Source organism: Geoalkalibacter subterraneus, assembly GCF_000827125.1.
GTDB classification, from domain to species: Bacteria; Desulfobacterota; Desulfuromonadia; order Desulfuromonadales; family Geoalkalibacteraceae; genus Geoalkalibacter_A; species Geoalkalibacter_A subterraneus.
In genome coordinates this window covers 1,718,827-1,745,176 of sequence record NZ_CP010311.1, presented here as the reverse complement: position 1 = coordinate 1,745,176, position 26,350 = coordinate 1,718,827, and the positions used below count along the sequence as shown (strand labels likewise).

Genomic DNA, 26,350 nt, shown 5'->3' with positions numbered 1-26,350 from the left:
TGAATTAACTCCTGTTAGAAGTATCTAAAATATTGCAAACCTCCAAATATGCCTCATCACCTAAATTTATTTGCTCTAATGCCTTTTCCAATAAAATATCTCTAGCGAGATCAGCATTGCTCCATAACTCTAATAATATTTCACGCAATCTGTCTTTGTGCATTCTATCTGCATGCCACACAGTACATCCAACATTACCAAACATATCAGCCAAACCATTAAACTTATCGGCATAGTATTGGTTTTTTGCAATTCCTAGAACCGACACACCTTGAGATAATGCAAACAATCCAGCATGATAACTAGCAGTCACAACAACTCGGCAATTTCCAACTGCAGAAATAGCTGAATCTCCCATGATATCTGAGTTGTTTTCAAAATTGACTAAAAGTTTTTTATTCGCAACAGCATTCACAGTCGCCTTTTCATCATCATCTAAACCTGATAACGATATTGGAATTGGAATAATTTTTGAGTTCAAATTTTCAACGACATCACATATTGTTTCAGATATATCGCAAGCAAATTTCTCATCTATTGCCGAATAAGAGGCCTTTCTGAAGTTAAGACCGACAAAATCACCTAAAGTATTAGGTCGGCTATTAAAAGCTAATTCAATTGCGTCATCACCAGTAACTCGAATGCGAGTACTATCTACACATAATTCTTCCAAAACTTTATAACTACTATTTTTTTCACGTATACATATAAGATCTAACTGATTTAAAACTTTCTCCATAGTAAGCGCAAGTCGCTTTGATTTTATTGGCCCGATACCCTGCCCAACAAGAAATGTTGGCTTTCCCAAACGTTGCGCTGTTGCTATGAGAGTTAATACCGATATTGCGTGGCCTTCAAAAGTAGAATTCAAATACCCACCGCCTGTACCAATTACAGCATCGAAATCATCAAGGCATTTCAAAGTTTCGCTCCCATAAATAGCACCATAATTACTTAAACCCCAATTAGTCTTATTAAGCCACAATTGTTCTTCAAAATCGCTAATCCTGACTGAAATTCTCCATGGCAGCCATTTATAAAATCGCTGATTCGGACGCCGAATAATATTTAAGTCCAGTTTTGATAATGGTGGCAAAGGAGATACACCAGGAAAACTCCTCAATATCACTTCTGGGGCTCTTGTTAATATCGACAGTTTAGCATGTGGGAGAATCTTTTTGATACGAGCCAACGCTACGCGCAACATTACAGTATCTCCAACATTCAAAATGTCATAGCCACTGTTATCTATTAAAATCTTCATGTCTACATTCTTTCAATACAAGAGTGATAAACATATTGATGCTTAAGGTGCACATTCTCTTTCATAACTGACCCTTAAGTGTTTATTTCATTAAATAATTCACAGACTAAAACGAGTGGCATGAGTCGCAACACTAAATCAGGTTAATTTCATTGATTTGCGAATCTTCCAAGGAAAATAACATGTGTATTTCTTTAAACGCTTTTCAAAAAAATATCACTTTATAACGTAACCGATTGCAGCCACCTGTTCGTTTTCTTCTGGGTAATTTAAGCGAGGTCAACAACTTGGTGATGACCTGTGCCGCACTGGCCTACAACATCCTGCGCTTCATCGGGCAGATCGGCTTGCTCGGCGAGAAAACGCCAGTGCGACACCCGGCCAAGCGCCGGCGCATCAAGACGGTCATCCAGAAACTGATGTGTCTGGCGGCACGCATGATCGAGACCGGCCGACGGTTGTATTTACGCTTCAGTCGCCATAGCGGCGCGTCTTTCCAAGCGTTCGCCGGCCTTTATCAACGCTTGGCCTACGGATAGGCTAGGGGCCGACCAAAAAAGAAGATGACAAAACCCGGGCACTTGCGGTGTTCATGATCGAACTCGTCCTGGAATCGCCTTGATTGGCACTTTGCGGGCAATCTGTCAAAGATCGAAGCTTGCTGAGGCCCTTCAGAGAGCCGGATTTTCAACTGAGCGACATTCTCGCCCCCCATTTTCGCCACTTGGGACGAGAAAACCGGAAAGCGGGAAGACATCTCACGGAATCAGGCCTATATTTTTACAACAAGTCATATCAAACATTCTCTAACGTCCAGCTATGATCAACATAAACCGTACAATATTGTCTCGGTGGGACTTTCGCTGACCCAAAATAGATCGAATCAACAACCGCGAAGTGGATCGCTGCAGAAATATGATCAAGTTGCACATCATCTGCAAAAACTGCGACCGCAACCCGATAGTCCCCAATAGCGAAAGGATTTTGGGGGACAGAGCAATTAAACACGCCCCTTCGACTTGGGCTTTTGAAAACTGTTCCTTTCAGGTCACTGCGAATATGCGTCACTGGCTTACCAACATCATCTAGAACAGTAAAAATAATCGTTAGATTACTTAGGTCTTGATTACTTTCATAACTAAATTTGAACGTGATATCTTCACCCGCAATAATGTTTTCTGTCTCTTGACCATCATTATCCAAAACGAAAGCATCAGTAAGCCTCAAGACGCCTGTATTTGTTCGATCCGCATTGTCCAGAGTAAAAATCTCACTGCGATTCTTTTTCATTCGGCTCAAGTAGCTTCGAACAACCTGGTCCGACTCCCCATCATCAACCATCTGCCCCTGCCGCAGCAGAAGACTCCGCGGACAAAGCGTCTGAATCGCTCCCATATTGTGGCTGACAAACAGCACGGTGCGCCCCCCACTGGAAACATCCTGCATCTTCCCCAGACACTTCTTCTGAAAATCCACATCCCCCACCGCGAGCACTTCATCGATAATAAGAATCTCCGGATCCAGATGCGCGGCCACAGAGAACGCCAAGCGCACCTTCATACCGGAGGAATAGCGCTTTACCGGTGTATCCAAAAACCGTTCCACCCCCGAAAAATCGACAATCTCATCAAACTTTCGGTCAATCTCCTTTTTGCTCATTCCCAGAATGGTACCGTTCATGTAGATATTCTCGCGTCCGGTCAACTCCGGGTGAAACCCGGTCCCCACTTCCAGCAAACTGGCTACCCGCCCGTTAATCGTCACCCGCCCCGCAGTCGGTTCAGTAATACGCGACAGAACCTTGAGCAAGGTACTCTTGCCCGCCCCATTGCGCCCGATAATGCCCAGCACCTCACCATGCTTAACCTCAAAAGAGATATCGTTGAGGGCATGGAGCACATCGGGATCGTCCGTGGAATTCAAATCCATGGTGGTCAGTTTGCGCAGATTGGTGAAATTCTTTTTCGGCGCTGTGATCCACGACAGGGCGGTTTGGATGAGGGTGTCGTTTTCATCATCTTTGAGGCCGAGGCGGTAGAGCTTATGAAGATTTTCAACCTTTATGGCAACATCGGACATTTTTATTTCTCTCCATCAAAATCTTTATTGTCCACGGAAATCACGGAAAACGCGGAAAAAAATTTAAATTTTTGATTTTTAAACTATAAATCCTCGCTTTTGTATTTCTTCCGTGGTTTCCGTGACTTCCGTGGATAAATAGCTTGTCTGCCTTTACGCAACATCGGCAAATATTTTTTCCTTGAAACGAAAATATAATGCGCCAGTCACTGACAGAATCAACGACATGATCAAACCAATGGCAATATAGCCCCAGGGCATCGGGTTTGTGCCCAAAAGCGCGGAGCGAAAACCCTCGATCACGCCCACCATCGGATTGAGCGCGTACAGCCAGCGCCATCCATCGGGGATGAGGCTGGCGGGATAAACAACCGGAGCGGCATACATGAGTAATTGCACAACAAAGTTCATGGCGTATTTGATGTCGCGATACTGTATGGCCAATGCGGTCAGCCATGTACCAATGCCGGCAGCTGTCAGCATCATCACGACTATGAGCAAGGGTAACGCCAAAACGCCCCAGGTCGGCGGCTGGAGAAAAAACAGCATCAGAACACAGAGCAAAATGAAAGCTATGACAAAATCAACAAGTTTGGCCAACACTGCCGACATCGGCAGAATGATGCGCGGGAAATAGACCTTGCTGATCATGTTCGCTTCAGCAACCAGGCTGTTGGTGCTCTCGGTCACGGCGTTGGAAAAATAGGTCCAGGGCACCAGGGCGGCAAAGCTGAACAGGGCGTAAGGAGCGCCATCGGAACCGACCTTGGCGAGATTGCCGAATACAATCGTGAAAACGATCATGGAAAAGAACGGCTGTATTAACGCCCAACCGACGCCGAGCATCGACTGGGCATAGCGGACACGAATACTGCGCCAGACCAGGAAGTAGAACAGGTCGCGGTATTCGACCAACTCTTTCCAGTCGATGAATTTCCAGCCTTTTTGTGGCTCGATAACAGTCTGATGCTGCATGTTTGCGTAAACTCCTCAGTTTGCGTTGTCAATCTGCAATAACGGATCACCAATGAATGATGTAATCCAGCCGAGATGAATCTGATTTGCCAGCAAGGCACTCCCGACATTTTGCCCCTGCGCCATAAGCGGGTAGAGAATCTCATCGTCCCACCAGCTTTTATCGTGGATATGCGGCGCTCCTCGATATAATTTTGCGGCTGCGGCTGTCATTGTCACGCCCTGGGACAAAAAGGTATAGACTTCGGCCCCTTCACTGTCGAGCGCATTGTGCGATATCACCTGGCGGGCAATCCCCCCCGGCAGGAATGTCCGCTTGCCGTTCTCTTCAACAGTGCCGAACTGCATCCGATGCCCGCCCCGCCCCTTGGGCGGATGAATATGACGATACCCCTTAGCCCAAAGAAATCGCGCAACCTTGCTTCCAGCCAGTTCTTTTGGAACCGGTGCGTTATCATCAACCCGGGGCATGCCGTTGGTTGAAGCATAGACCGCCTTATCAATCAATGCTTTGGCCTGAGCCGCATCTGCGCCATCGATTCGCATGGAAAAATAGAGGAATTTCGCCGGCGACTGTTTTTTGCGATTTTCGCCAGTGAACGCCAGGGGGTTTTGAAGTGAATCTAAGTCCCCCTTGTTCTTCTGGTAAACCTGGGGGTGCAAAAAAGGATTTGCTTCTTGACCGTACAAGGGCCAGGCCTGCGGAGCGCGTAAAAAGAAATCGGCAAATGGCCCCTTGCCGGCAAAGCGATAAGGTTTAGGCGCAGCGCCCATCACCTCTTCTTCATCATAATAAAGCAGCTGCAGACGCTGGCCGAAATCGATGATATAGCCATGGTCGTTCAGCTTGTTCGTCACCCCGCGGGAGATACCGTAACGGGCAACGGCGGTACGCGGCAGACCGTAGGAAACAACGATGTAGAGGATATGGTCTTTTAAGAGAGTGCCGTCCGGGAGGGCATTGTCAGGATCTTCGAGAAAAGCTTTGACGGGGATGGCGACATCTTCGAGAAAATGCTGGTCGTCGCGCACGCCGTCGCTGCCGGTTCGGCTGTACCGGACGTCGGCAATGTCGAGGTAGCGGGCGCTCCAATTGTGGCGTTTGCCTTCGACGTCTTCGCAGGAGGCTTTGACGACCAGACCGCCGCGCACAAAACTCTGGGCGTTGAGGCGGATGGTCCAGTCTTTGCCGCTGTTTCCGGCGACCTGTCCTTCGGCGAGGATGAGCCCGTTGGCGACGATGGGGATCGTTTCGCCGTCGTCAGGGTCGATTTCGAGCTGCAGGGTCTCGCGGTTCCATCCTTCGGGGCCGCCGGGCAGGGTGAATTCAACCAGGCGGCTGTCGCGCAGGGCATGGTCGGCAGCGTCATCGCTCACCAGCCAGCGCCGTTTGGTCAACTCGACGCCGGCGGTGTTGTCGTTGCTTTTCTCCGGGAGGTGTGATTCGTTCAGATGGCGCGCTTCGTCGAGGACTTTGATGCCATGGTTGCAGCTCAGCCCGAGGATGTAGGGCTTTTCGCCACTTTCGGGGTCGGTATGCATGCGCACATAATGCTCGGCGATCTCCCTGGAATCCTGCCCGGGTTCGGTCAGAGGATGATCCTCGCGCCAATCGGCGTTGTAGAGAACCAGCACCTGGGACGGCGTCACCGCACCTGCCGGGAAGGCGATGAGGAGGAGCAGGAGCAATGTTGGGAGGGTGCGTGTGGGCATAATTATAACCAGTGCTGAGTGCTGAGTTCTGAGTAAATTGACACAGAAACTTTTTTTTATTTCAAAGCATAATCAAAACCTCTTTCAGTCCACGGAAAGCACGGAAATCACGGAAAAATTCAAAATCATCTCACGCCCGTTCGCTGCGCTCTCTTAAGACGCGAAGACGCTAAGAAAACACGAAGGTAAGCCACCTTTTTATGTCAAAACCCTAAAGCGACGGGATTTACAGGATGAACAGGATCAATCAAAATCGATTGTGGTTTCTGAAATCCTGTATTTCCTGTTAATCCTGTCAATGTTTTTTCACCACTGCAGAAAGAACACAACATCACAATCTTTTTCTGGTCCACGGAAAGCACGGAAATCACGGAAAAATTCAAAATCATCTCACGCCCGTTCGCTGCGCTCTCTTAAGACGCGAAGACGCTAAGAAAACACGAAGGTAAGCCACCTTTTTATGTCAAAACCCTAAAGCGACGGGATTTACAGGATGAACAGGATCAATCAAAATCGATTGTGGTTTCTGAAATCCTGTATTTCCTGTTAATCCTGTCAATGTTTTTTCACCACTGCAGAAAGAACACAACATCACAATCTTTTCTGGTCCACGGAAGACACGGAAGTCACGGAAAAAATTCAAAATCGGGAAAATCAAAATTCTTGTTTATGTTTTTCCTTCCGTGTTTTCCGTGGACAATAGGCTTTTATCCTTATCTTCGTGTTTCATAGCGCTTTCCCTGCAATATGCTCGACCTGCCGTTTCAAATCCGGGAGCTTACGCTGAACAATATCCCAAACAATATCGACATTGATGCCGAAATAATGGTGAGCAAGGACATTTCTGAAATCTTTCAGCATTCTCCAGGGAACATCTGGATATTTGGATTTGATGTCGTCGGGGATTTTTCCGGATGCCTCCCCGATGATTTCCAACTCCCGGATCGTTGCGGAAAATGTTTTCCGATCAGCGGCAAACTCTTCGCGATCAATCCCTTCAAGAAACGACTCTATTGCTGATATTGAATCCAGGATATCCCGCAGAAAAAGAAGAGTATCTCTGTCAGACATAGATAATCTCCTCCTTGATCCGATTGCGGATTTCGGGGCGAAGATTGGATTCGAGCCCCAAATCAATTTTGTGCTGTAAGTGGTCCTCGAGGTAATGCAGGACACCGAAATAATCATCGGCTAGATGCTCGCTATTAAGCATGACGACAATATCGATGTCGCTGTCTTCACGGGCCTCGTCGCGAGCGTAGCTGCCAAATAACCCGATGGATTGAATCCCGAATCGCCGCGCCATTTCCTTTTTATGGGTTTGAAGAAAATGTGTGATCTCTTTTCGAGTCATGCATTTTTTTCCCATGAGCTTCACCCTGAAAAATTAAACCTTGATTTTCACCGCTGAGAAAGAAACCAACATCACAATCTTTTTCTGGTCCACGGAAAGCACGGAAAAAATTCAAAATCATCTCACGCCCGTTCGCTGCGCTCTCTTAAGACGCGAAGACGCTAAGAAAACACGAAGGTAAGCCACCTTTTTATGTCAAAACCCTAAAGCGACGGGATTTACAGGATGAACAGGATCAATCAAAATCGATTGTGGTTTCTGAAATCCTGTATTTCCTGTTAATCCTGTCAATGTTTTTTCACCACTGAGAAAGAACACAACATCACAATCTTTTTCTGGTCCACGGAAAGCACGGAAAAATTCAAAATCATCTCACGCCCGTTCGCTGCGCTCTCTTAAGACGCGAAGACGCTAAGAAAGCACGAAGGTAAGCCACCTTTTTATGTCAAAACCCTAAAGCGACGGGATTTACAGGATGAACAGGATCAATCAAAATCGATTGTGGTTTCTGAAATCCTGTATTTCCTGTTAATCCTGTCAATGTTTTTTCACCACTGAGAAAGAACACAACATCAAAATCTTTTCTGGTCCACGGAAAGCACGGAAATCACGGAAAAATTCAAAATCATCTCACGCCCGTTCGCTGCGCTCTCTTAAGACGCCAAGACGCTAAGAAAACACGAAGGTAAGCCACCTTTTTATGTCAAAACCCTAAAGCGACGGGATTTACAGGATGAACAGGATCAATCAAAATCGATTGTGGTTTCTGAAATCCTGTATTTCCTGTTAATCCTGTCAATGTTTTTTCACCACTGAGAAAGAACACAACATCACAATCTTTTTCTGGTCCACGGAAAGCACGGAAAAAATTCAAAATCATCTCACGCCCGTTCGCTGCGCTCTCTTAAGACGCGAAGACGCTAAGAAATCTCGAAAAAAGGTTCCAAGTCTTTTGACCTCTTTGCGCCTTTGCGGCTTTGCGTGAGTCTGGGTTTAAGGTCATCCACTGTATTTTCCATTCAACCCTGGACAGCTTTTTCGACAGCTTCAGGAAGATCAATCACGACGAAAAGCTCATCAGGATAGAGGTAATCTTCGCCGGATTCGTCAACAACCCTGTATTGATTGTGCTTCCTGGCGATTTCGTCGGGAATAATTTCATAAATTTTCATCTTCTCAAGGGACGCAGGGAAACCATCATTTTGTATGCAAACGGCAAAAAAATGTTCTTTTATCTTGGTGTTAATCATAACCGTTCTCCAAATACCGCTTGATTTTAAATTCCTTCCTTCCGATCCCGCTTGCCTCGTACCAGTGAATTTCTGCTGATACAATGCTTCCATCAACAAGGCGGATTTGAGCAATCCCTTTACGCTTTCTCCACCGGCCAGGGCCGTAAGCTTTCTTAAGCCTGGGCAACTCCCTGATTTTTGAACCAATTGCAATTGTTTTTGAATTTTTTATTGCCCCGATAATTTCAAAATACATTTAACCCCTCGGAAAAAAATAAAATCATCTCACGCCCGTTCGCTGCGCTCTCTTAAGACGCGAAGAAAACACAAAAAATTCTGAGAAAAAGTTTTCATATCTTTTGAAGTCTTTGCGGCTTTACGTGAGTCTTTTTTTAGAATCTTTTTAACACCAAGGCACCAAAGAGGCTCCAAGGCACCAAGAATATCTTTTTATTGTCCACAGAAAACACGGAAGACACTGAAAATTTCACAATCGAAAACCCCTAAGCGACAGGATTTACAGGATGAACAGGATTGATCAAAATCGATTGTAATTTTAAAATCCTGTAATTCTTGTTAATCCTGTCTATGTTTTCACCGCGGAGATCGCAGATAAAATTGCGCTTCTCCAGGATGTCTTGATGCCATTGGGGGGAATCTAATTCATTTTCTTCCCGCAAAAATGAATCCCAAAGCTCTTCCATGGCCTGCAATCGTTCAGTTTTATTCATTTTTTCAACTTCGAGGATTTTCATTTTTTGTTCCTCTCAAAATGGAGAGTATTCGTTTTTAAAGCTTTCACCACGGAGGGCGCGGAGAAAACCTTTTAACACCAAGGCACCAAGGATGCTCCAAGGCACCAAGAAAATCTTTTCAACGCGAAGGCGCGGAGATTTAAGAGCAAGACGCAGCGGTTGAAAATCTATCCTCAAAGCGACGGGATTAACAGGATGAACAGGATCAATCAAAATCGATTGTGGTTATAAAATCCTGTATTTCCTGTTAATCCTGTCAAAGGTTTTCTTCGCGACCTGTCCTTTACTTTTTTTCGTGCCTTGGTGGCAAATCTTATTTCGATTCATGTTCATCAGCCCATTTCAGCACTTGCCGGGCAAAATCCTTAAAATCGTCAAGATGCTCGGTGATAATGCGATAGACAATATTCCAGTCGATTTTCTGGTACTCATGCACCGAGATGTTGCGGAAGCCGACGGCGTTTTTCATTCTTTCTGCCGTATTCTCTGAAATCACTCCCAGGTCGTGCAATCGATTGAAACTCTCTGCCATGGTACTCGGTGCTGTCGTGTTGTGCTGTGCGATCACGTGTGCTGCAATGTCGACGCAGGATTGTACGGCACGCTCCAGGTTGACGGAGATAATATCCTGAAGGTCGAGATCCTGCTGCAAGATGGCGGCGTTTTCAGGCGTTTTAGCTTTGACACGCGCCAGGCACCGCTGCAATGCGTCGAGTTTGGTCAGGAGGATCATTGAAGCCAATTGCTGCTCCTTTGCTCGAGGATCTGTTTGACATACGGCATCATGTCGGACTGGTTGTACCAGAGGCGTTTGAGTAAACGGGCGTAGAGTTCGTGATCATCATTTTTGACGATAACCGCTTTGCACAGAGCCTGTTCGAGGATCAGGCCGGACACTTCCTGCAGATCGACGAGGTCGACTTCTCTTTTCAACGCGGAAGAGAGTGTATGGGATAACCGGACCTTGTATTCCGGTGTTAATTTCCGCTGTGCTGCGACGGCGATATCGATATCGCTGTGTGCGGTCAGACGCCCCTGGGCGGCGGACCCGAACAGAGTGCAGAAGCGCACTTCGGGGAAGTCGGCCAGGGTGCGGTTGATGATGTCGATCATTTTGTCAGGTTTCATGTTGTTTTTCTGGTCCACGGAAAGCACGGAAAGCACGGAAAGCACGGAATATAGTCAAAAACCTGAAGTCTTCTCACCACTCAAATCAGATACCGGTTGATGTCCAAAGCTCCATGGAATACTCCCAAGACAACAACATCCTTTCCCGACGACCACAAATACGCAATCCGATAGTGACCGTACAGGAGAATCCTGACTTCACCCTCAGATTCGGTTCGATATCTGTGACCTGTCTCGGAAAATGTCAACAATATCTGCGCTTTTTGAAATATACCGTTGACTACCTTTTTGGCCGCTTGTGGATTATCTTCGGCAATATAATCGTAGATGTCCCTTAGCCAACGTTCGGCTTCGGACGTCCAAATTATTTTTGCCATGTTCGAATCCTGTGTTCCATTTCTTCATTCGTGACAACATGACCGTTACGAAAATCTGACATGCCGCGGTCAACCATGCGTTCAAAGGCCAGTTCCCGCAAAATCTCATCATAAGAGGCATCGTCGGGTTGTGATTGGATCACTTCGGTCATTTTTTCTTTGGCTGTTACTGGCATAATATCTCCAATCCTGGAAAATCTTTTTCTGGTCCACGGAAATCACGGAAATCACGGAAATCACGGAAATCACGGAAATCACGGAAATCACGGAAATCACGGAAATCACGGAAAAATTCAAAATCTGGAAAATCAGAATTCTTTTTTTTTGGTTCTAATTCCTTGTTACGTGCGAAAATCAATAGTGGTAGCGGACCTGAGCAATGAAAATGGAGTCATCCGTAGCTTTATAAACGATTCTGTGTTCATCGTTAATTCGCCTGGACCAATAGCCGGAAAGACCATGTTTCAATGGTTCGGGCTTCCCGGTACCAGAAAAAGGTGAACGCTGTATATCCTGAATCAATGCGTTCACCCGCTTGAGGATCTTCTTATCGGTTTTTATCCAATACTGGTAGTCATCCCAAGCATTTTCGGAAAATATGAGCTTCACCGAGTAAGCTCCCGCTCAGCACCGTCACCAGACTCTAACTGAGCAATCGACTCCAAAAGACGTCGAGCATTTTTAGGGCTTCTCAGCAAATACGCAGTCTCTTCAAGAGCTTGGTAATCTTCAAGAGACATCATAACAACCGAGCTTTCGTTCCGGCGTGTGATAATGACAGGATCATGGTCTTCGCAGACTTTTTCCATTGTTTTTGCTAAGTTGCTTCTTGCGTTGGTGTACGAAATAGCTTCCATGTGCTGACCTCCTTTTTGTACATGTACTGAATACTGTACCACAAAAGAAAACACATCACAAACTAATCAACGGGACGGAAAATACGCCTGTGCAAAACTGAAAAGCAAAATCCGACTGGATTTACAGGATGGACAGGATCAATCAAAATCGGTTGTGGTTTTAAAATCCTGTCATTCCTGTTAATCCTGTCAATGTTTTTTCACCACTGAGAAAGAACACAACATCACAATCTTTTTCTGGTCCACGGAAAGCACGGTAGACACGGAAAAAAATTCAAAATCAGAAAACCCAATCTTTTCTTAAGACGAAGGCACGAAGGGAAGCATAAATTCATGGATTATTAACCTCTCATGCCCCTTCTTTTGGTTCTAATTCCGTGCTTTCCGTGTTTTCCGTGGACAATACGCCTATGTCCTTTTCCTTCGTGTCTTCGTGTTAAAAGCCTTTCCAGCCTTATGGTTTCTCAGCTCTTCCCCTGTGCGCTCTGTGGTTCAAGAATTTTTTCTGTATGCAGCGCCTTGGCGTAAATATCCCTGTACACCGCCGTCGTCTTCTGCCAGCTGTGATATTTTACCACCCATTCCGGAGCATGGGCCCGGATGTGGTCGCAGAGCTGCGTATCGCTGAGGACGTCGCTCAGGGCCTGGGCCAGGGCGTCGCCGTTGCCGGCGGGAAAAAGCAGGCCGTTCTGGCCGTGTTGGATCAGCTCGCGGTGGCCGCCGACATCGCTGGCGATCAGCACTTTACCCATGGCCATGGCTTCGAGGGGCTTCAGGGGCGTGACCAGCTCGGTCAATCGCATGGGGTTGCGCGGATAGGCCAGGACGTCGACCAGGGCATACACGCCGGGGATGCGCTCATGGGGGATGCGGCCGGGCATGATCACCCGGTCACCGATTCCGAGTTCTTCCACGAGTTTTTTCAATTCGTTCTCGGTTTCGCCGCCGCCGACCAGCAGAAGAACGGCGTCTTCACGCTCCCGACAGGCATCGGCAAAGGCGCGCACCAGCAGATCGAGGCCTTCATAGCGATAAAAGGAGCCGATAAAGCCGATCACGGTTTTGCCGGCAAGCCCCCACTGCTGCTGGTATTCGGCATCGGGCGGGGAAGATTTAAAATCCTGCGGATCGACTCCATTGAAGACGGGAGTGATTTTGTCACTGGGGATGCAGCGTCGCACCAGATCCTCCTTGAGACCGTTGCAGAGAATGGCGACCTGGTCGGCGCGGGTGCAGACCATGGTTTCCAGAGATTGCGTCAATTTATATTTCCACGATCCTTCGGCGTAGGTGCCGTGATCGACGGCGGCATCTTCCCAGAATGCGCGGATTTCATACACCACAGGCAGTTCCAGTTTGCGCCCGGCCCACAAGGCAGGGATGGCGTTGAGAATGGGCGAGTGCGCATGGAGGATATCGGGTTGCTCGATGCGCGCGACTTCAATGATGCGGCGCGAAAGCTTGTGCATGAGCCAGGCTTCGCTTGCCAGGGGAACGGGGAAGGTGCGCGCTCCGCCGGTGCGGTAATAGATGAAGTCGTTGATCTGCTCGATGGTCGGCCCGTCTTCACCGGTGCCTTCTTCATGTTTGGGTGAAGTGACAACAACCGGATCGAACTCCATCCGGCGCTGCGCACGCAGAATGTTCTGGCTGCGGAAGGTGTAGCCGCTGTGCAGCGGGAGACTGTGATCGAGGATGTGGAGAATCTTCATTTAAACCCCTTTGACGGGATTAACAGGTTCGACTGTAAATTCCCGAAATTTTCCAGAAATCCAGTTCGGCCACCGTAGGGGCGACCCGCTGGGTCGCCCTGGGCGAGGCAGCGCCTCGCCCCTACAATGTTTGTTGCAAAACGTCCACGATACGTTTCGCGGCTTGTCCGTCCCACAGCGGGGGGATCTGTTTTTTTTCTGCTTCTCCGCTGAGGACTTTCAGGGCGGCGGCAAGGATCTGCTGTTTGTCCGCGCCGACCAGCTGGTTGGTGCCGGCGGTGACGGTAATGGGGCGCTCGGTGTTGTAGCGCAGGGTGATGCAGGGCACGCCGAGGACGGTGGTTTCCTCCTGGATGCCGCCGGAGTCGGTCAGGACGAGGCGGGCGTCTTTGTTAAGCCTGAGGAAATCGAGATAGCCAAGGGGTTCGCTGAGAATAAAACCCTGCTCAAGCAGTGAATCGAGTCCGAATTCGCTGATGCGCTTGCGGGTGCGCGGATGAATGGGGAACACCAGGGGCAGATCGCGGGCGATGGTGCTCAAGGCTTCAAGGATGCCGCGCAGGCTTTCCGGCTGATCGACATTGGACGGGCGATGCAGGGTGACCACGCCGTATTTCTTCGGTGCGACGCCGAGCTGATCCAGAATTTTCGATTCATCGGCGCGTTTAACATGTTTGAACAGGCTGTCGATCATGGTGTTGCCGACGAAGAAGATTTTTTCATCGTCGATCCCTTCGCGCCGCAGGTGTTCTCCAGCCAATTCTTCGGTGGTGAAAAGGTAGTCAGCCACGCTGTCGGTCATGAGGCGGTTGATCTCTTCGGGCATGCTGCGGTCGAAGCTGCGCAGCCCGGCTTCGACGTGGGCGACGGGGATACCCAGTTTGGCGGCGGCAAGAGTCGCGGCCAGAGTCGAATTGACATCGCCGACAACGACCACTACATCGGGCTGCTCCTGTTCCATGATCGGCTCGATGCGCATCAGCACTTCACCGGTCTGCTTCGCGTGACTGCCGGAACCGACGCCGAGATCGACGTGAGGTTTGGGCATGCCGAGGTCGACGAAGAAGAACTGGCTCATCTTCTCGTCGTAGTGCTGGCCGGTATGCACCAGGACGTAGTCGATATTGCGGCTTTTGAGTTCATCAATAATGGGCGCGATCTTCATGAAATTAGGACGCGCACCGACAACACATAGAATTTTCATAACAACCTCAAAATCATTTGACTGAATTTCCCGAATAAAACCTGAGCCATAATCCTGTTCATCCTGTAAATCCTGTCGATTCAAAACTTTCAAACATCGCCATAATCAAAAAAACCTCTGACGGGATTAACAGGATTGACTGGATAAGACCAAAAACCAAAAAGTCTGTTCTTTTAAAATATCCTGTTCATCCTGTCGATTTTTCATTTCAAAAGCTCTTCCAGCTTTTCCATATTGCGTTTCCAGTCGAAATTCTCCGTCACGAACGTTCTCCCCGCCTCTCCCAGTTGAGTGCGGGCGTTGGGGTTTTTGCAGAGTTCGATGACGGATCTGGCGATATCTTCGGGGCTGTCGGCGACCAGAAGATGCTGCAGATCTTTTGCGCTGACGCCTTCGGCGGCCTTGGTGGTGGTGACGACGGGGCGCTGCATGGCCATGGCTTCAAGGACCTTGTTCTGAACGCCGCGCCCAAGGCGCATGGGGAGAACACAGACATCGGCCTGGGCATACCAGGTGCGGATATCGTCGACAAAGCCGGTCACCGTGACCCCGGGAACCTGTTCAAGTGCCTTCACCGCCGGGGTGGGACGGCCGCCGACGATGTAGAATTCCACATCGATGCCGGATTCACGGATGATCGGCAGAATGTCGCGGCAGAACCAGGTCACGGCGTCGACGTTGGCGTGGTAGTCCATGGCACCGGTGAAAACGAGATGCATGGGTTCCGTACGGGGGGCGTCATCCCGGTGATCACCCGTCTGGGGGGACGCCGATGTAGGGCCATCGATGGTGGTGTCGACGGTATTGCCGGGGACAGCCTCCGGGTTGAAAAATTTGAAATCGACGCCGTTGCCGACGACCTCGACATTGCGGGCTTCGGGGACAAGGGTTTTGAACAGGTGCGCTTCGTTTTCGGTGACGAGAATGCTGCAGTCAAATTCTCGGTTGACCTTCGCCTCGTAGGCCAGCAGGCGCTTCTGCTCCAGCCCGTAGACGATGTTCATGGGAAATTTGCCTTCCCTGGAAAACTGTCCCCATTTGTCGGAGTCGACATCGCAGAAGTCCATGACGAGACGCGGCGCTTTGCCTGATTCTCTTTTGAGAGTGTTGCTCTTGAACACATACTCCGCCATGGGGCCGGAAAAACAGACGACGGCATCAAAGTCGACGGCGCCAGCCCATTGATCAATCTTCCGCTGAAGACTTGAAGAGTAAAAGTACGGAAGACTCAATGGTTTACCGAGCAACATGTGAGGCGCGGCTTTAATTTTCTGCTGCCGCGGATCGACCTCCTCCCAGGCCAGATCGACGCAATATTTCCGCAGCGGATCGACATTCTTGACGTCCGCCGGATCGTCGACCAGAAAGGCAAGGTAGAGGTCGTGGTTTTCGGCGAGGTATTTGACCTCGTTGAACGACCGGATCTTGTCGCCCTTGTTGGGGGGGTATGGGATGCGATGGCAGATATATAAGATCTTCAAACCTCAAAACCTCTGACAGGATTAACAGGATTGACTGGATGGAAATCAGAGAATTTTGGCAATTTCCAAACCTTTCGTTTTATGTCAACACGATTTTCGCCGAAATTGATCAGTAGCCCCACAGGCTTTTGTGTGGCTGCAAGATAATTGACAATTTGCACTTCATGGCTTTTAGTCAATCCTCTGACAGACTTCAATTCCACAATCACGTTATCCTCGACCAACACATCGGCGATAAAGTTTCCAACATTCTGACCTTTGTAAAAAACATCAATAGGTTTTTGAAAATTTGCTTTCAGACCGACTTTGTCAAATTCAACAGCAAGTGACTTTTCATATACACTTTCCAGAAATCCGAACCCCAAAACAGAGTAAACTCTATATGCACATCCTATAATTTCCTCAGTAATATCAGAAAATTCCATTATCATTTCATCCTGTAAATCCTGTTAATCCTGTCGCTTTTATGCCAGGTACTTCGCCAAAGGCGGCCCGAGGATTTTTGTCATCGGGTACGGCATTTTGCGCCAGAGTTCGATCTTCTTATGATACTTCGGGTTGGTCGGGCTGAGGTTCGGCATTTCCTGGGCCTTGATCAGCACATACTGGTATGCGAGCTGGCGGGGTTCGAAGCCCCAGTGCTTTTTGAAGCTGAATGAGCCGGTGTCGGCTTTGCTGCGGCCGTAGTCGAACACCTTGTAGCCGCGTTCGCAACCGTCTTTCATGAGCTGCCAGTACATGTAGTCGTTGGGCGCGAGGGCGCGGGCTTCGATGCGGGAGCCGGCGTAAAAGGGCATGACCCGGTCTTTGTAATAGAAGGTCAGCACCCCTGCGACGGGCTCCTTTTCGGAGCTGCGCACAACCAGCAGATCCGACTTATCCCCGAAGACTTCGAGAAACTTGCCGAAGAAGTGCTGCGGGAAAATGGGCGTGCCGAGGCTGTGGTAGCTGCGGGCCATCAATTCGTAGAACTCGGGCAGCAGATGGTGGCCGAGTTCGTGCGTGAGGCCGCTCTTGATCCCCTTTCGCACCATGGCACGCTGCTTGCGGGGGATAGCGGCCATGTTGACCTCAGGATCGGGGTCAAGCTCTTTGCTGAAGTTGAAATAGAGATCCTTGGTCGGGTAGTCGCCGGCTGAGTCGGCGTTTTTCATTTCGAGATAATCGACACCCTGGTCTCTGGCGACGGATTGCGCTTGGTCGAGCAAGCGATCAAGGACAAAGGGCGAATCCGCCAGTGGACCGCCGAGTTCAGCAAAGGGTACGGAGACCATGAAGTTGCCGAACAGTCGGCTTTTGATCTGGAACATGGGCAGAATACCGACAATCCCCCCCTGCCCGTTTTCGGCGAGCAGGTAAAAACTCGGATGCCCGAAGGCTTCTTCGACGACCTGTTTCCATTGCGTCAGGTGAAAGACGGTGCCGTTGGGGTGGGACATAACGTAGTCGTCCCAGGGTTGGCGGTCTGTATTTTGGTATGTTCTGATATTCATAAAGCCTTTTGTTTGCCACTAAGACTCGAAGTTCACCAAGAAAACCCAGAAAAGTCTGGCTAAAATCATGCAGTTTGCCACTGAGACACAAAGTCCGCTAAGAAAAACACCAGAAGTTTTGTTTTTTTGAGCCTTGCCTTTTGTCTCTTCTTCGTGTCTTCGAGGCAAATGCTTTTGATTTTAAAGTGCCTTTATCTCATCCCCTATCGGACAGAATTTGAAATCATCGAGCAGCCGCCGAAAACGCCCTTCGGTCTTGTGCAGATTGAGGTAGTGCCTGAAGTTGCTTTTCCACCCCGCCCCGTTCATGCGGGGTTGCTGGGGGTCGAACTCCCAGGGGTGAAGGTAGAAAACGAAGGGTTTTTTTTCGGATTTATTGATGCGCTGCAGGCCCCATCGGGTTACCGCGTAAGGGAACAGGCGAAAGTAGCCGCCGCCTGCGATGGGCAGGTTGCGTTTTCCGATGCGCAGGGTAGAGATAGGGAATTCCTTCATCCCGGTTTGTGTTTCGATCTGCGATTCCAGGGGGCACCAGTCGCCGTCGGCCTGTTTTCCGACCTCAAAAGCAAAACGCGGCCAGTCGGGAATGCCGTAAAAATCGTGCTGGACGGGGAACACGCTGGAGTCATAGACATACCCGGCCTCATGCAGCTCATCGTAGGCCCACAGGGTTTTGTGGCTGATGGAATAACTGGGTGCGCGATAGCCCAGCACCTGCTGCCCGGACAGATCTTCCAGGATCTTTTTGCTGTCACGCACATCCTTGCGAAAAACGGTGCGATCCTGGGTTGAAACGCGACGGTGGCCAAAACCGTGACTGGCGATTTCATGCCCGGCGGCGGATATTTTTTTGACCAGTGAGGGGCACTTGCGGGCGATCCAGCCAAGGACGAAAAAGGTCGCGCGGGTTTGCTTTTCAGCCAGGATATCCAGCACCAGCGACGTGTTGCGCTCGGCACGGAACGGCTGGTTGTGCCAGTTGTCCGGCGGCGAAACCCGTTCGAAGGCGCTGACCTGGAAATAATCCTCGACATCGATGCTGAGATAATTCGCGATAGCCATGGCTTACCCAAAAATCCTGGAAAACAGCCCTTGCTTTTCAGGCTGTTTGAAATTGACGACCTTACTTTTTTGCTCTGCTGCGATCTGTGAAACATCTTCAGCATCGTCCGCCAGAATTTTTTCGATGCGATTCATGCATTCCTGAAGCTGTTCAAGCTGCCGTCCCTGTTTTTCCATCTCCTGAAACATGCCGGAGAAGGTCTGCCCTTTTTTATGCATGGCGGAAAGATCATCTGTCGCACGGCTGATCTTGAGGATATTGTTCTCGATGAGGGAAAGCTTGCGAAACACTTCGCCGGCGACAGAGTTCCCGGAGGTTTCAATTGAATGATTCGTCTCCTGCGGAGCGGCTACATTCTCCTTCCAGGCCACGTCGCCGACGACGTCTTCGACCAGCTCGCGGGTCATGTCGCGGGTTTCCTCGACATAGGCGGCCAGCAGGATGAAATCGCAGAAAACATTGACCAGGCGCGGAATCCCCTTGCTGTAGAAGTAAATGACATCGAAAGCTTCGTCGTGAAAGCTCACGGCGTCACGGTTGCCGGCCACTTCAAGGCGGTGAAAGACGTAGGCCTCGGTTTCTTCGCGTGTCAGTGGATTGAGGTGGCAGTTGACCCCGATACGCTGGCGGAGCTGGCGCAGGGCCGGATTGTTGATCAACGCTCTGAGTTCGGGTTGGCCGACCAGGATGATCTGCACCAGTTTGTGATTTTCGGTTTCGAGATTGGAGATGAGGCGGATTTCTTCAAGGGCCTCGGAGCACAGATTCTGCGCTTCATCGATGATGATGATGGGACGCATATTGTTTGCATGCTGTTCAATGAGAAAATCGTTGAGATCCCGAAGAAGGGTGCGTTTGTCCCTTCCATCAACATCGAGCCCGAAATCCTCGTTGATCATGCCGAGCAGCTGCTGGGCATCGACCCGGGTATTGAAGACCATGGAGACCAACATATCAGGATCGATGTTGTGAATCAGATCGCGCAGGATGGTGGTCTTGCCGGAGCCGACCTCGCCGGTAAACAGGATAAACCCCGCTCGCTCCTGAATCCCGTAGCGCATGTAATTGATCGCTTTACGATGCGACTGGCTCAGAAAGAGGAACCGGGGGTTGGGAACCAGATCGAAGGGTTTGCAATCAAAATTGAAGAATTTTTCGTACATAAAAACCTTATTTCAACGAGCCACTAAGACTCTAAGAACACCAAGAAATGCTAAAAGTCTAAAAATTCTGAACACTTGTATAAAGCCACTAAGTTTCGAAGACTCCGAGAAAAACAAAGGCACTTCAGGGTTGAGCAATCAAAGAACCTTTTCGCGGCTGAAGCCGCTCCCACATTTGAGTTGTTCTTTGTGCCTTTGTGTCTTAGTGGCACTTTTTAAAATATATGATTTTCTTTGCGATCTTCGAGTCTTAGTGGCGTAATAATTTCTAGAATGTAAACCGCATCTCCACGTAGACGATATTGTTGGTGTAGTCGTTGTCGTCGTCATCGGAGACGTTTTCGTTGTAGGTATATCCCGTGCGGAAGCGTCCCAGCTTCATATCGCGATAAAATCCCAGGCGAAGGCCGTAGCGCTTGTATTGTTCATCGCCTTCAATCGCGTCTTCGTTGTCGTAATCCGTGTAGGCCAGTTGGTAGTCGAACCCCATGCGGTTGGTCCAGGGGATGTCGCCGTCGACGGCTATGCCCCAGGAGTCGTCTTTGCGCTCCTGGGTGAGGTAATCGCTGGTCGTTGCGTGAGCACGCAGTGCGATGCGGTTGCGACGGGCGTACTGCAGAAAGGCGTCGGCGCCTTCGGTTTCGATCATCCCTTCGCTGACGGTGTGGCTTGTGGTGACGTTGTAGCCGCCCCCGAACGAAACTTCTTCTGTCAGCTGGTAGCGGGCGTTGATACCCCAAAGGTCAAGTTCCTGGTCGCCAAAATCCCTCAAGCTGCCATCCAGAACATCCCCATTGCGCGGATCTCTGTCGCCGCCAGGATCAAGAACCGGATCATCCACGTCTTTGTACTCGATCCAGGCTTTGCCGTAATGACCGTCGAGAGTCAACCGGTCGGTGACGCGATAAGTCAGGCCGACAGTCGCGTCGTTGCGGTCATATTTCTGAGCGTCATCAAAATCGTCGAAATATCTTTCGTCGCGGGATTTGGGCCGATAAAGGGTATGAGATCCGGTGATGCGCCCTGTTATTCTGGCGGAAATTTCTTTCGAAACCGTCAGCCGCGCGACATGCCTTTCGGAGTCGATCCCTTCAGGGTCGTCATACCAGATATTCTCATAGATATAGTCCAGCCGGGTGGTGACAGTTCGCCAAGGCTCGAGCTGAAGATAGGGATTGACACGCAGGGTGTTGGAGTCCGTCAGGTTGACCAGGTCGTTGCCGATTGCCCCTTTTTCACTTTCGTCAATGGTGACACGCTCGTAGGTATCTGAGACGTGCAGAAAGAGCACATCGCGCATGAGCTTGAAGCGAGCATCGAGCCGCGCCCTCTGCGATTGATCGAGGCTGTCCTCATTTTCTTCGCTGTTTTTCAGGTAGTAGCGAAAACGAAGGCCCCAATCGAGATTCAGATCAACGACCTTAGTGCTCCAGAAGAAGTTGAGGCTGGGATTGATCGTCGTGATGAAATCGCTTTCTTCGTCCTCCGCGTCAAGATAGATATTGTCATTGTATTCTTCGCCGACAAGGAGTGACGGCGTCAGACGAAATTCCGCTTTTACAATTGACGGCAAAGCCATTGAAGCCAGCAGAAGAGACAAGGCAAAAAAACGGATCCATAATTTCATCTGCATATCAATCCTTCGTCAATGGAACAGTGGAGCGGAACGCGTTTCCCGAGCAGGGCAACCCGGCGGGTTGCCCCTACAAACCAGTCAATTACGCTTTTTTAGCGTAATTATAGTAGCCGTAATAACCGTAATACCCGTTACCGACCAGGGTGCTGTCAACGTCATTGCAAACGACTCCAAGCAGATTGTTGCTTTTGAGAGAAGCCAGCGCTTCCTTGAGTTTGTCAAAGGGAGTGTAGTCCTGCCGTGCGACAAACATCACATAATCGACCAGGTTAGCCAGAATGTAGCCTTCTGCGAAAGGCAGCAGCGGGGTCGAGTCGACAATGACAAAACGGTCGCTGTAGCGCTTTTTGACTTCTTCGAGAATTGCGGCCATGCGTGAGGAGGAGAATACCTCGACAGGATCCTCAACCGGCCGGCCGGCCGACAGCACAACAAGTTTGCCGATGCCGGTCTTAACCAGCGCACTGCCTACATCGATGCCGTCGAGCACGCAATCCGTTAAGCCCACTCCACCTTCGAGGCCAAGATAGCTCATGATAGACGGGCGCCGCAGGTCGGCTTCAATCAGAAGTACGGTGTGATCATATTCCTGCGCCAGGGCGATGCCGAGATTAAGGGCGGTGATCGTCTTGCCCTCCCCCCCTACGGTGCTGGTGATCAAAAGAGAATTCCGGCCGTCCTGCCCTTTAGCGGTTTTGACAAGCAGGGATTTAAGCTTGCGGTACTGTTCGGAGATCGGCGAGTGTCGGTCATTGGCGGTCACCAGATATGGATTTTGAATCTGGGGGTGCGGCACCGCGTCAAAAGCGCTGAAGTCTTTACCGGGAGCTTCTTTCCGCAGAGTCGGGATTTCCCGGACCTTATGGTCTTTTTTTTGATCGCTGCTCTCACGCTGCTTGGCAGCTTTTTCCAATGCTTTCTCTATACGGCTCATGAGATACCTTCATTTCAGAAATTGATGAATTGAGAAACAAATCGGTCCAGGTGCGTGTCGGAAATAAACCGGTCGATCACTCCCAGATTCAGAAGATCATGCACCAGAAAGCAGCCGACCAAGGCATATCCGCTGAGGGCCGCCAGGTATTTAAAGCTGTTTCTCCGTTTTATCCGGGCAGTTTCGATCGGGTTGTTAATTGTCGGGATTTCGACCAGGATCGGAACCCCGAGTGCCCGGAGATGCTCAGGATCCTTAAATTTACCGTCAAGCTTCTCAATCAGAATCACCAGACCGAGCCCGGCAGCGAAACCAGCAAAGATTCCCATAACCATGACCTTAAATCGATCGATACTGACGGGTTGAGTCGGGATGATAGCAGGGTCGACAATACGGAAAGTTGTGGTCTTGTCGGCAACTTCCATCTGTTTGGACACTTCTGTTACACCCTGTCTCTGCAGGAGCTGCTCATAGAGATTCTGATAGGTTCTTTTAGTGCGTTCAAGGTCGGCCAGAACTTTCATATCATGAGGATAATTCTCAAGCTTATCCTTATTGGCCGTGATTGTTGATTGAACTTCGCGTAAGCGAGCCTCAAGTGCCTGCAACTCGGACTCCTTGGCATTGAGTCGCATTTTCAGATCGACGTAAATGGGATCTTCCAGGGGATTAAAGGAATCGACAGTCTGGGCGGCATGTTGAGTCGGCGAGGGTTCGGCTTCAGGGGCTTTCTCCTCTTGGGCGCGGCGCAATTCTTCGATCTGGGCTTTAATTCGCACGACTTCCGGATATTGTTCATTGTAATTGTAGAGAAGCTGCTCAAGGCGCGCTTCAAGCTGAGCGATGCGCCCCCCCTGATCGCCGGAGGTTTCTTCAATTGAAAAATCCATGGGATTATTACCAGACAGGCCTTTCATCATTTCCAACTGCTGCCTGATCGTGGAGATGGTGGCAAGCATCTCATTTTTCTGGCTTTTCAACCACTCAAGCTCTTCCTCATTGTTTTTTATGTTCTCAATCAGGGTCGCTTCATCAACCGAGGAATAAATCCCTTTTTCGCGGCGGAAAGCGATAATTTCATTCTGTGCGTCATCAAGCTTATTTTTGAAAAACCCGAGTTGCTCACCAATGAAGCGGTCTGCGCCATAGGCTTCCTCCCGTTTATCAGAGACGTTTTCCTCAACATATTTGTTTACAAGGGTATTGATGAAATCCCGGGCAAAAACAGGATTTGTGTCCTTCAAGGAGACGATGAAAAGATCTCCACCCCTTATGTTGATATTGGTTGCATTGCGGTATTTCTGCACCATGGCGTCAAAAGCCTCGGAACTTTCTGCTTTCAGGTCCATGTCCAGATCTTTGAGGGTTCTTGTCACCATATCGCGGCTGAGCATATAGTACCGCAGCACACGGATTCGATCATTCATGGAGGGTGTGATGGTAATCCCCTTCATCAGGCTATCGATCATGTTGCGTTCTATAAATACGGTACTGGTCGCTTCATACTTTTTGGTCATGAAAAAGCTGCCGACGATGATCATCAATGTCACGATGAGGGCGACGGACAAAAATATAAACCTTTTTTTGTAAACAACCAGCAGGTATCTTTTTACTTCTTTGAGAGGATTATCCATGTATCACTTCCTGTTAAAATTTTCTATTTATCCTGTTTTTAAAACAGGCCTTCCTGCACGATGACTAAATCACCACGTTGGAGTTCAATGTTCTGGCTAAGATCTCCGTCTTTCATCAAATCTTTGGCATTAACTCTCAATTCAGCCATTTCGTCATCAACTTCACGCAGGATCAGAACTTTGCTTTCTTTGGCGAATTTGGTGAATCCGCCGCATTCGAGAATGGCGTCGAGAACGCGGATACCGTCGCGATAGAAGATGTATTGCGGATTCTCCACCGCACCCATAACGTAGATCTTCATCAGCTCATTGTCCGGGATATAAATCAGGTCTTCCGATTGAAGGGGGACATCTCGTTCGAGCTGGCCATTGATGTAAAGATCGTAGAAATCGATGTCGAGCCTGTTGCCGTCACGCATGATATAAGCGCGTTCGAGGTCGGCTTTTTCGATGCCGCCCAGGGTGGCTAGAAATTTGAGTAGCGTGGTACGCCGGGGCAGATCAAAAGCTCCGGAGGATGCGCCGCCACCAAAGACATAGACTTTGTTGTTGGTAATGCCGGTTACCGAAACTGTGACGATGGGGTTTTTAACGAAATCCTCGAGTTTTTCGGCGAGCTCTTTACTCAGTTGTTCCGGGGTGAATCCTGTTGCAGTGACATCGCCTGCGGCAGGCAGGGTTATCTTGCCATCAGGACGCACCGTAACCTGGCTGGAAAGCTCTTCAGCACCCCAGACCAAAATGCTCAAACCATCGCCGTCACCGATGACATAGTCGCTTTCAGTTTCCGCCATGGCAAATGACGGCACGAGAAAGGACAATAAAACCAGCAGTACGCACAGACGTTTCATAATGTCTCCTGTTTCAAATTATATGTAGGGGCGCACCGATGTGCGCCCCTCCCCGCGCCCCATAACCATTCTCACCGTGCACCGCGTCCGAACAAAACGACCTTGATTGTTTCGAAAATGATCAATATATCCAGAAAAACTGAGAAATTCTTGATGTAATACAGGTCGTAGCGCAGTTTTTCCAGGCTGTCTTCGACGGAGGCACCATAGGGATAGCGCACCTGGGCCCAGCCGGTGACTCCCGGTTTAACGAAATGTCGCTTGGAGTAATAGGGGATCTTTTCCTTTAGGGTTTCGACAAATTCAGGACGCTCGGGGCGCGGCCCGACGAAACTCATGTCGCCGCGCAGTACATTGAACAGCTGGGGGATTTCATCCAGTCGGGTCTTGCGCAGGATATGTCCCACTCTGGTTACGCGCGGGTCGTTTTTGCATGCCCAGACAGCGCCATTTTTCTCAGCGTCATTGCGCATGGTTCGAAATTTGATGAGCGTGAAGGCCTGTTCGCCTTTGCCGACGCGCTCCTGCTTGAAAAACACCGGCCCGGGGGAGTCCAGTCGTACCGCCAGTGCGATCAGGGGCATTAGAGGGGAAGCCAGAATGATCCCCGTCAGGCTGAGCGCAACATCAAGAACCCGCTTGTAAAAACACATGAAGCGGGTGACGCGAAAACCGCTGGAAAAGATAAACCAACTCGGGTTGATATTCTCAACCAGCAGCTTTCCGGTCAACCGTTCGTAGAAATTCAATGCATCGATGACCTCGATACCTGAAAGTTTGCACTTGAGAATTTCCTTTACCGGCAGCACACCACGACGCTCAGCCAGGGAGACGATAATTTTGTTGGGCTTGATCCGGCTGACAGTTTCAAAAATATTATCCATGGTTCCGACAACATTTTTGTCTGGTCCCATGGGGCCTTCCGCTGCGGCCTTGATGTACCCGGCAAAGACAAAGTTATTGCGCTCTCTGGGGATAAGATCCTCGATCTGTTTGCCGAGCGCTCCGTTACCGAGAATAACGACCTTTTGTGCGAAACCGGGTACGACATTCAGCATGGGTGAAGCGCTGTGCCAGACGATTTGGCCGATTCCGAATATCACCAGGGCCGAGAGCAGCACACCACGGCCGATCAGCAATGACGGGAAGATGTAATATGAAGCGGAGAGGATAAGAAAAGCCAGGCACAGACCGATGAATACGCGTACCGTCAATTCGGTTTTGCGGTAGTCGCTGGAGGCGCTGTAAAGTTCGACAAAAAAACCGGAAAAAAGAAGCACAGCCGCGAAAAACGCCAGTTGCCATCCGCCAATTTCCGAGGCCTCGCTCCCGGTCAATGTGCCAAAGCGCACAAGTATGCCCAGAGCCAGGGACAGACAGGCCAGAAGAAAATCACCAGACAGCAGAATAATCAGGGGCTTGCGCATCCTTTAATCCTCTTCAAG

28 protein-coding genes and 1 pseudogene are annotated in these 26,350 nt (G+C 49.5%); 1 reads left to right on the top strand and 28 read right to left on the bottom strand.

The window, feature by feature from the left end; genetic code table 11:
- Positions 1–4: 4 nt before the first annotated feature.
- A complete protein-coding gene (locus GSUB_RS18570) occupies positions 5–1,264 on the bottom strand; it encodes a polysaccharide pyruvyl transferase family protein (RefSeq protein ID WP_084211872.1) in 1,260 nt (419 codons plus the stop codon).
- Positions 1,265–1,539: 275 nt separating this feature from the next.
- Between GSUB_RS18570 and GSUB_RS08040 the strand changes: the two are divergent.
- A pseudogene (locus GSUB_RS08040) lies at positions 1,540–1,803 on the top strand (IS1380 family transposase); the annotation flags it as partial.
- Between the two features lie 256 nt (positions 1,804–2,059).
- On the opposite strand, the gene GSUB_RS08035 reads toward GSUB_RS08040, so the two are convergent.
- From GSUB_RS08035 to GSUB_RS07905, 27 genes are all read right to left on the bottom strand, one after another.
- Entirely contained in the window at positions 2,060–3,343 is a 1,284-nt protein-coding gene (locus tag GSUB_RS08035; RefSeq protein WP_040200143.1) for an ABC transporter ATP-binding protein, read from the bottom strand.
- Between the two features lie 153 nt (positions 3,344–3,496).
- On the bottom strand, positions 3,497–4,318 hold the full coding sequence (locus tag GSUB_RS08030) for an ABC transporter permease (RefSeq protein WP_040200142.1): 822 nt from the start codon (positions 4,316–4,318) through the stop codon (positions 3,497–3,499).
- A gap of 15 nt (positions 4,319–4,333) precedes the next feature.
- A complete protein-coding gene (locus GSUB_RS08025) occupies positions 4,334–6,031 on the bottom strand; it encodes a hypothetical protein (RefSeq protein WP_040200140.1) in 1,698 nt (565 codons plus the stop codon).
- A 726-nt stretch (positions 6,032–6,757) separates the two neighbouring features.
- Complete coding sequence (locus GSUB_RS08020) at positions 6,758–7,102, bottom strand: HepT-like ribonuclease domain-containing protein (protein ID WP_040200139.1); 345 nt, start codon at positions 7,100–7,102, stop codon at positions 6,758–6,760.
- Positions 7,095–7,385, bottom strand: a complete 291-nt coding sequence (locus GSUB_RS08015; protein WP_040202276.1) for a nucleotidyltransferase family protein — start codon at positions 7,383–7,385, stop codon at positions 7,095–7,097. Before GSUB_RS08015 ends, GSUB_RS08020 begins: the two co-directional genes overlap by 8 nt.
- Positions 7,386–8,088: 703 nt before the next feature.
- The gene (locus tag GSUB_RS19390) at positions 8,089–8,259 is read right to left on the bottom strand and encodes a hypothetical protein (RefSeq protein ID WP_158414062.1); all 171 of its coding nucleotides are present in this window, start codon (positions 8,257–8,259) and stop codon (positions 8,089–8,091) included.
- A gap of 145 nt (positions 8,260–8,404) precedes the next feature.
- Entirely contained in the window at positions 8,405–8,635 is a 231-nt protein-coding gene (locus GSUB_RS08010) for a hypothetical protein (RefSeq protein ID WP_040200138.1), read from the bottom strand.
- Entirely contained in the window at positions 8,628–8,873 is a 246-nt protein-coding gene (locus GSUB_RS08005; protein ID WP_040200137.1) for a hypothetical protein, read from the bottom strand. The genes GSUB_RS08010 and GSUB_RS08005 overlap by 8 nt, the downstream gene beginning before the upstream one ends.
- Before the next feature lie 247 nt (positions 8,874–9,120).
- Positions 9,121–9,372, bottom strand: coding sequence for an addiction module protein (locus GSUB_RS08000; RefSeq protein WP_040200136.1), 252 nt, complete (start codon positions 9,370–9,372; stop codon positions 9,121–9,123).
- 313 nt (positions 9,373–9,685) lie between these two features.
- Complete coding sequence (hepT, locus tag GSUB_RS07995; RefSeq protein ID WP_040200135.1) at positions 9,686–10,105, bottom strand: type VII toxin-antitoxin system HepT family RNase toxin; 420 nt, start codon at positions 10,103–10,105, stop codon at positions 9,686–9,688.
- Complete coding sequence (gene mntA, locus GSUB_RS07990; RefSeq protein ID WP_144401982.1) at positions 10,102–10,500, bottom strand: type VII toxin-antitoxin system MntA family adenylyltransferase antitoxin; 399 nt, start codon at positions 10,498–10,500, stop codon at positions 10,102–10,104. Before mntA ends, hepT begins: the two co-directional genes overlap by 4 nt.
- A gap of 80 nt (positions 10,501–10,580) precedes the next feature.
- Positions 10,581–10,877, bottom strand: a complete 297-nt coding sequence (locus GSUB_RS07985; RefSeq protein ID WP_040200134.1) for a type II toxin-antitoxin system RelE/ParE family toxin — start codon at positions 10,875–10,877, stop codon at positions 10,581–10,583.
- Positions 10,865–11,053 carry a hypothetical protein gene (locus GSUB_RS07980; RefSeq protein WP_040200133.1) on the bottom strand — a complete coding sequence of 63 codons (189 nt, stop codon included), beginning with the start codon at positions 11,051–11,053 and terminating at the stop codon, positions 10,865–10,867. Before GSUB_RS07980 ends, GSUB_RS07985 begins: the two co-directional genes overlap by 13 nt.
- Before the next feature lie 178 nt (positions 11,054–11,231).
- Positions 11,232–11,486 carry a Txe/YoeB family addiction module toxin gene (locus GSUB_RS07970; protein ID WP_040200130.1) on the bottom strand — a complete coding sequence of 85 codons (255 nt, stop codon included), beginning with the start codon at positions 11,484–11,486 and terminating at the stop codon, positions 11,232–11,234.
- The gene (yefM, locus tag GSUB_RS07965) at positions 11,483–11,734 is read right to left on the bottom strand and encodes a YoeB-YefM toxin-antitoxin system antitoxin YefM (RefSeq protein ID WP_040200129.1); all 252 of its coding nucleotides are present in this window, start codon (positions 11,732–11,734) and stop codon (positions 11,483–11,485) included. Before yefM ends, GSUB_RS07970 begins: the two co-directional genes overlap by 4 nt.
- 464 nt (positions 11,735–12,198) lie before the next feature.
- On the bottom strand, positions 12,199–13,446 hold the full coding sequence (locus GSUB_RS07960) for a TIGR04063 family PEP-CTERM/XrtA system glycosyltransferase (RefSeq protein ID WP_040200128.1): 1,248 nt from the start codon (positions 13,444–13,446) through the stop codon (positions 12,199–12,201).
- Positions 13,447–13,567: 121 nt separating this feature from the next.
- Positions 13,568–14,650 carry a non-hydrolyzing UDP-N-acetylglucosamine 2-epimerase gene (gene wecB / locus GSUB_RS07955; protein ID WP_040202273.1) on the bottom strand — a complete coding sequence of 361 codons (1,083 nt, stop codon included), beginning with the start codon at positions 14,648–14,650 and terminating at the stop codon, positions 13,568–13,570.
- Positions 14,651–14,853: 203 nt separating this feature from the next.
- Entirely contained in the window at positions 14,854–16,131 is a 1,278-nt protein-coding gene (locus tag GSUB_RS07950; RefSeq protein ID WP_040200127.1) for a glycosyltransferase, read from the bottom strand.
- On the bottom strand, positions 16,128–16,556 hold the full coding sequence (locus GSUB_RS07945) for a GxxExxY protein (protein WP_052464750.1): 429 nt from the start codon (positions 16,554–16,556) through the stop codon (positions 16,128–16,130). Before GSUB_RS07945 ends, GSUB_RS07950 begins: the two co-directional genes overlap by 4 nt.
- 39 nt (positions 16,557–16,595) lie before the next feature.
- Entirely contained in the window at positions 16,596–17,624 is a 1,029-nt protein-coding gene (locus tag GSUB_RS07940) for a FemAB family XrtA/PEP-CTERM system-associated protein (RefSeq protein ID WP_040200126.1), read from the bottom strand.
- 180 nt (positions 17,625–17,804) lie between these two features.
- Complete coding sequence (locus tag GSUB_RS07935) at positions 17,805–18,686, bottom strand: XrtA system polysaccharide deacetylase (RefSeq protein ID WP_040200125.1); 882 nt, start codon at positions 18,684–18,686, stop codon at positions 17,805–17,807.
- A gap of 3 nt (positions 18,687–18,689) precedes the next feature.
- A complete protein-coding gene (locus GSUB_RS07930; protein ID WP_084211860.1) occupies positions 18,690–19,850 on the bottom strand; it encodes an XrtA/PEP-CTERM system-associated ATPase in 1,161 nt (386 codons plus the stop codon).
- 268 nt (positions 19,851–20,118) lie between these two features.
- Positions 20,119–21,477 carry a TIGR03016 family PEP-CTERM system-associated outer membrane protein gene (locus GSUB_RS07925; RefSeq protein WP_158414061.1) on the bottom strand — a complete coding sequence of 453 codons (1,359 nt, stop codon included), beginning with the start codon at positions 21,475–21,477 and terminating at the stop codon, positions 20,119–20,121.
- Between the two features lie 91 nt (positions 21,478–21,568).
- Positions 21,569–22,420 carry an XrtA-associated tyrosine autokinase gene (locus tag GSUB_RS07920; RefSeq protein WP_040200123.1) on the bottom strand — a complete coding sequence of 284 codons (852 nt, stop codon included), beginning with the start codon at positions 22,418–22,420 and terminating at the stop codon, positions 21,569–21,571.
- A gap of 14 nt (positions 22,421–22,434) precedes the next feature.
- A complete protein-coding gene (locus GSUB_RS07915; RefSeq protein WP_040200121.1) occupies positions 22,435–24,054 on the bottom strand; it encodes an XrtA system polysaccharide chain length determinant in 1,620 nt (539 codons plus the stop codon).
- 38 nt (positions 24,055–24,092) lie between these two features.
- Positions 24,093–24,905: a polysaccharide biosynthesis/export family protein gene (locus GSUB_RS07910; protein ID WP_040200119.1), complete on the bottom strand. Its 813-nt coding sequence runs from the start codon at positions 24,903–24,905 to the stop codon at positions 24,093–24,095.
- Between the two features lie 71 nt (positions 24,906–24,976).
- Entirely contained in the window at positions 24,977–26,332 is a 1,356-nt protein-coding gene (locus tag GSUB_RS07905) for a TIGR03013 family XrtA/PEP-CTERM system glycosyltransferase (protein WP_040200118.1), read from the bottom strand.
- Positions 26,333–26,350: the final 18 nt, after the last annotated feature.

What these genes read in the sequence shown, in the direction of transcription:
- GSUB_RS18570 (WP_084211872.1), bottom strand. Translation starts at nt 1,264, where the DNA reads ATGAAGATTTTAATAGATAACAGTGGCTATGACATTTTGAATGTTGGA.
- GSUB_RS08035 (WP_040200143.1), bottom strand. Translation starts at nt 3,343, where the DNA reads ATGTCCGATGTTGCCATAAAGGTTGAAAATCTTCATAAGCTCTACCGC.
- GSUB_RS08030 (WP_040200142.1), bottom strand. Translation starts at nt 4,318, where the DNA reads ATGCAGCATCAGACTGTTATCGAGCCACAAAAAGGCTGGAAATTCATC.
- GSUB_RS08025 (WP_040200140.1), bottom strand. Translation starts at nt 6,031, where the DNA reads ATGCCCACACGCACCCTCCCAACATTGCTCCTGCTCCTCCTCATCGCC.
- GSUB_RS08020 (WP_040200139.1), bottom strand. Translation starts at nt 7,102, where the DNA reads ATGTCTGACAGAGATACTCTTCTTTTTCTGCGGGATATCCTGGATTCA.
- GSUB_RS08015 (WP_040202276.1), bottom strand. Translation starts at nt 7,385, where the DNA reads ATGACTCGAAAAGAGATCACACATTTTCTTCAAACCCATAAAAAGGAA.
- GSUB_RS08010 (WP_040200138.1), bottom strand. Translation starts at nt 8,635, where the DNA reads ATGATTAACACCAAGATAAAAGAACATTTTTTTGCCGTTTGCATACAA.
- GSUB_RS08005 (WP_040200137.1), bottom strand. Translation starts at nt 8,873, where the DNA reads ATGTATTTTGAAATTATCGGGGCAATAAAAAATTCAAAAACAATTGCA.
- GSUB_RS08000 (WP_040200136.1), bottom strand. Translation starts at nt 9,372, where the DNA reads ATGAAAATCCTCGAAGTTGAAAAAATGAATAAAACTGAACGATTGCAG.
- hepT (WP_040200135.1), bottom strand. Translation starts at nt 10,105, where the DNA reads ATGATCCTCCTGACCAAACTCGACGCATTGCAGCGGTGCCTGGCGCGT.
- mntA (WP_144401982.1), bottom strand. Translation starts at nt 10,500, where the DNA reads ATGAAACCTGACAAAATGATCGACATCATCAACCGCACCCTGGCCGAC.
- GSUB_RS07985 (WP_040200134.1), bottom strand. Translation starts at nt 10,877, where the DNA reads ATGGCAAAAATAATTTGGACGTCCGAAGCCGAACGTTGGCTAAGGGAC.
- GSUB_RS07980 (WP_040200133.1), bottom strand. Translation starts at nt 11,053, where the DNA reads ATGCCAGTAACAGCCAAAGAAAAAATGACCGAAGTGATCCAATCACAA.
- yefM (WP_040200129.1), bottom strand. Translation starts at nt 11,734, where the DNA reads ATGGAAGCTATTTCGTACACCAACGCAAGAAGCAACTTAGCAAAAACA.
- GSUB_RS07960 (WP_040200128.1), bottom strand. Translation starts at nt 13,446, where the DNA reads ATGAAGATTCTCCACATCCTCGATCACAGTCTCCCGCTGCACAGCGGC.
- wecB (WP_040202273.1), bottom strand. Translation starts at nt 14,650, where the DNA reads ATGAAAATTCTATGTGTTGTCGGTGCGCGTCCTAATTTCATGAAGATC.
- GSUB_RS07945 (WP_052464750.1), bottom strand. Translation starts at nt 16,556, where the DNA reads ATGGAATTTTCTGATATTACTGAGGAAATTATAGGATGTGCATATAGA.
- GSUB_RS07940 (WP_040200126.1), bottom strand. Translation starts at nt 17,624, where the DNA reads ATGAATATCAGAACATACCAAAATACAGACCGCCAACCCTGGGACGAC.
- GSUB_RS07935 (WP_040200125.1), bottom strand. Translation starts at nt 18,686, where the DNA reads ATGGCTATCGCGAATTATCTCAGCATCGATGTCGAGGATTATTTCCAG.
- GSUB_RS07930 (WP_084211860.1), bottom strand. Translation starts at nt 19,850, where the DNA reads ATGTACGAAAAATTCTTCAATTTTGATTGCAAACCCTTCGATCTGGTT.
- GSUB_RS07925 (WP_158414061.1), bottom strand. Translation starts at nt 21,477, where the DNA reads ATGAAATTATGGATCCGTTTTTTTGCCTTGTCTCTTCTGCTGGCTTCA.
- GSUB_RS07920 (WP_040200123.1), bottom strand. Translation starts at nt 22,420, where the DNA reads ATGAGCCGTATAGAGAAAGCATTGGAAAAAGCTGCCAAGCAGCGTGAG.
- GSUB_RS07915 (WP_040200121.1), bottom strand. Translation starts at nt 24,054, where the DNA reads ATGGATAATCCTCTCAAAGAAGTAAAAAGATACCTGCTGGTTGTTTAC.
- GSUB_RS07910 (WP_040200119.1), bottom strand. Translation starts at nt 24,905, where the DNA reads ATGAAACGTCTGTGCGTACTGCTGGTTTTATTGTCCTTTCTCGTGCCG.
- GSUB_RS07905 (WP_040200118.1), bottom strand. Translation starts at nt 26,332, where the DNA reads ATGCGCAAGCCCCTGATTATTCTGCTGTCTGGTGATTTTCTTCTGGCC.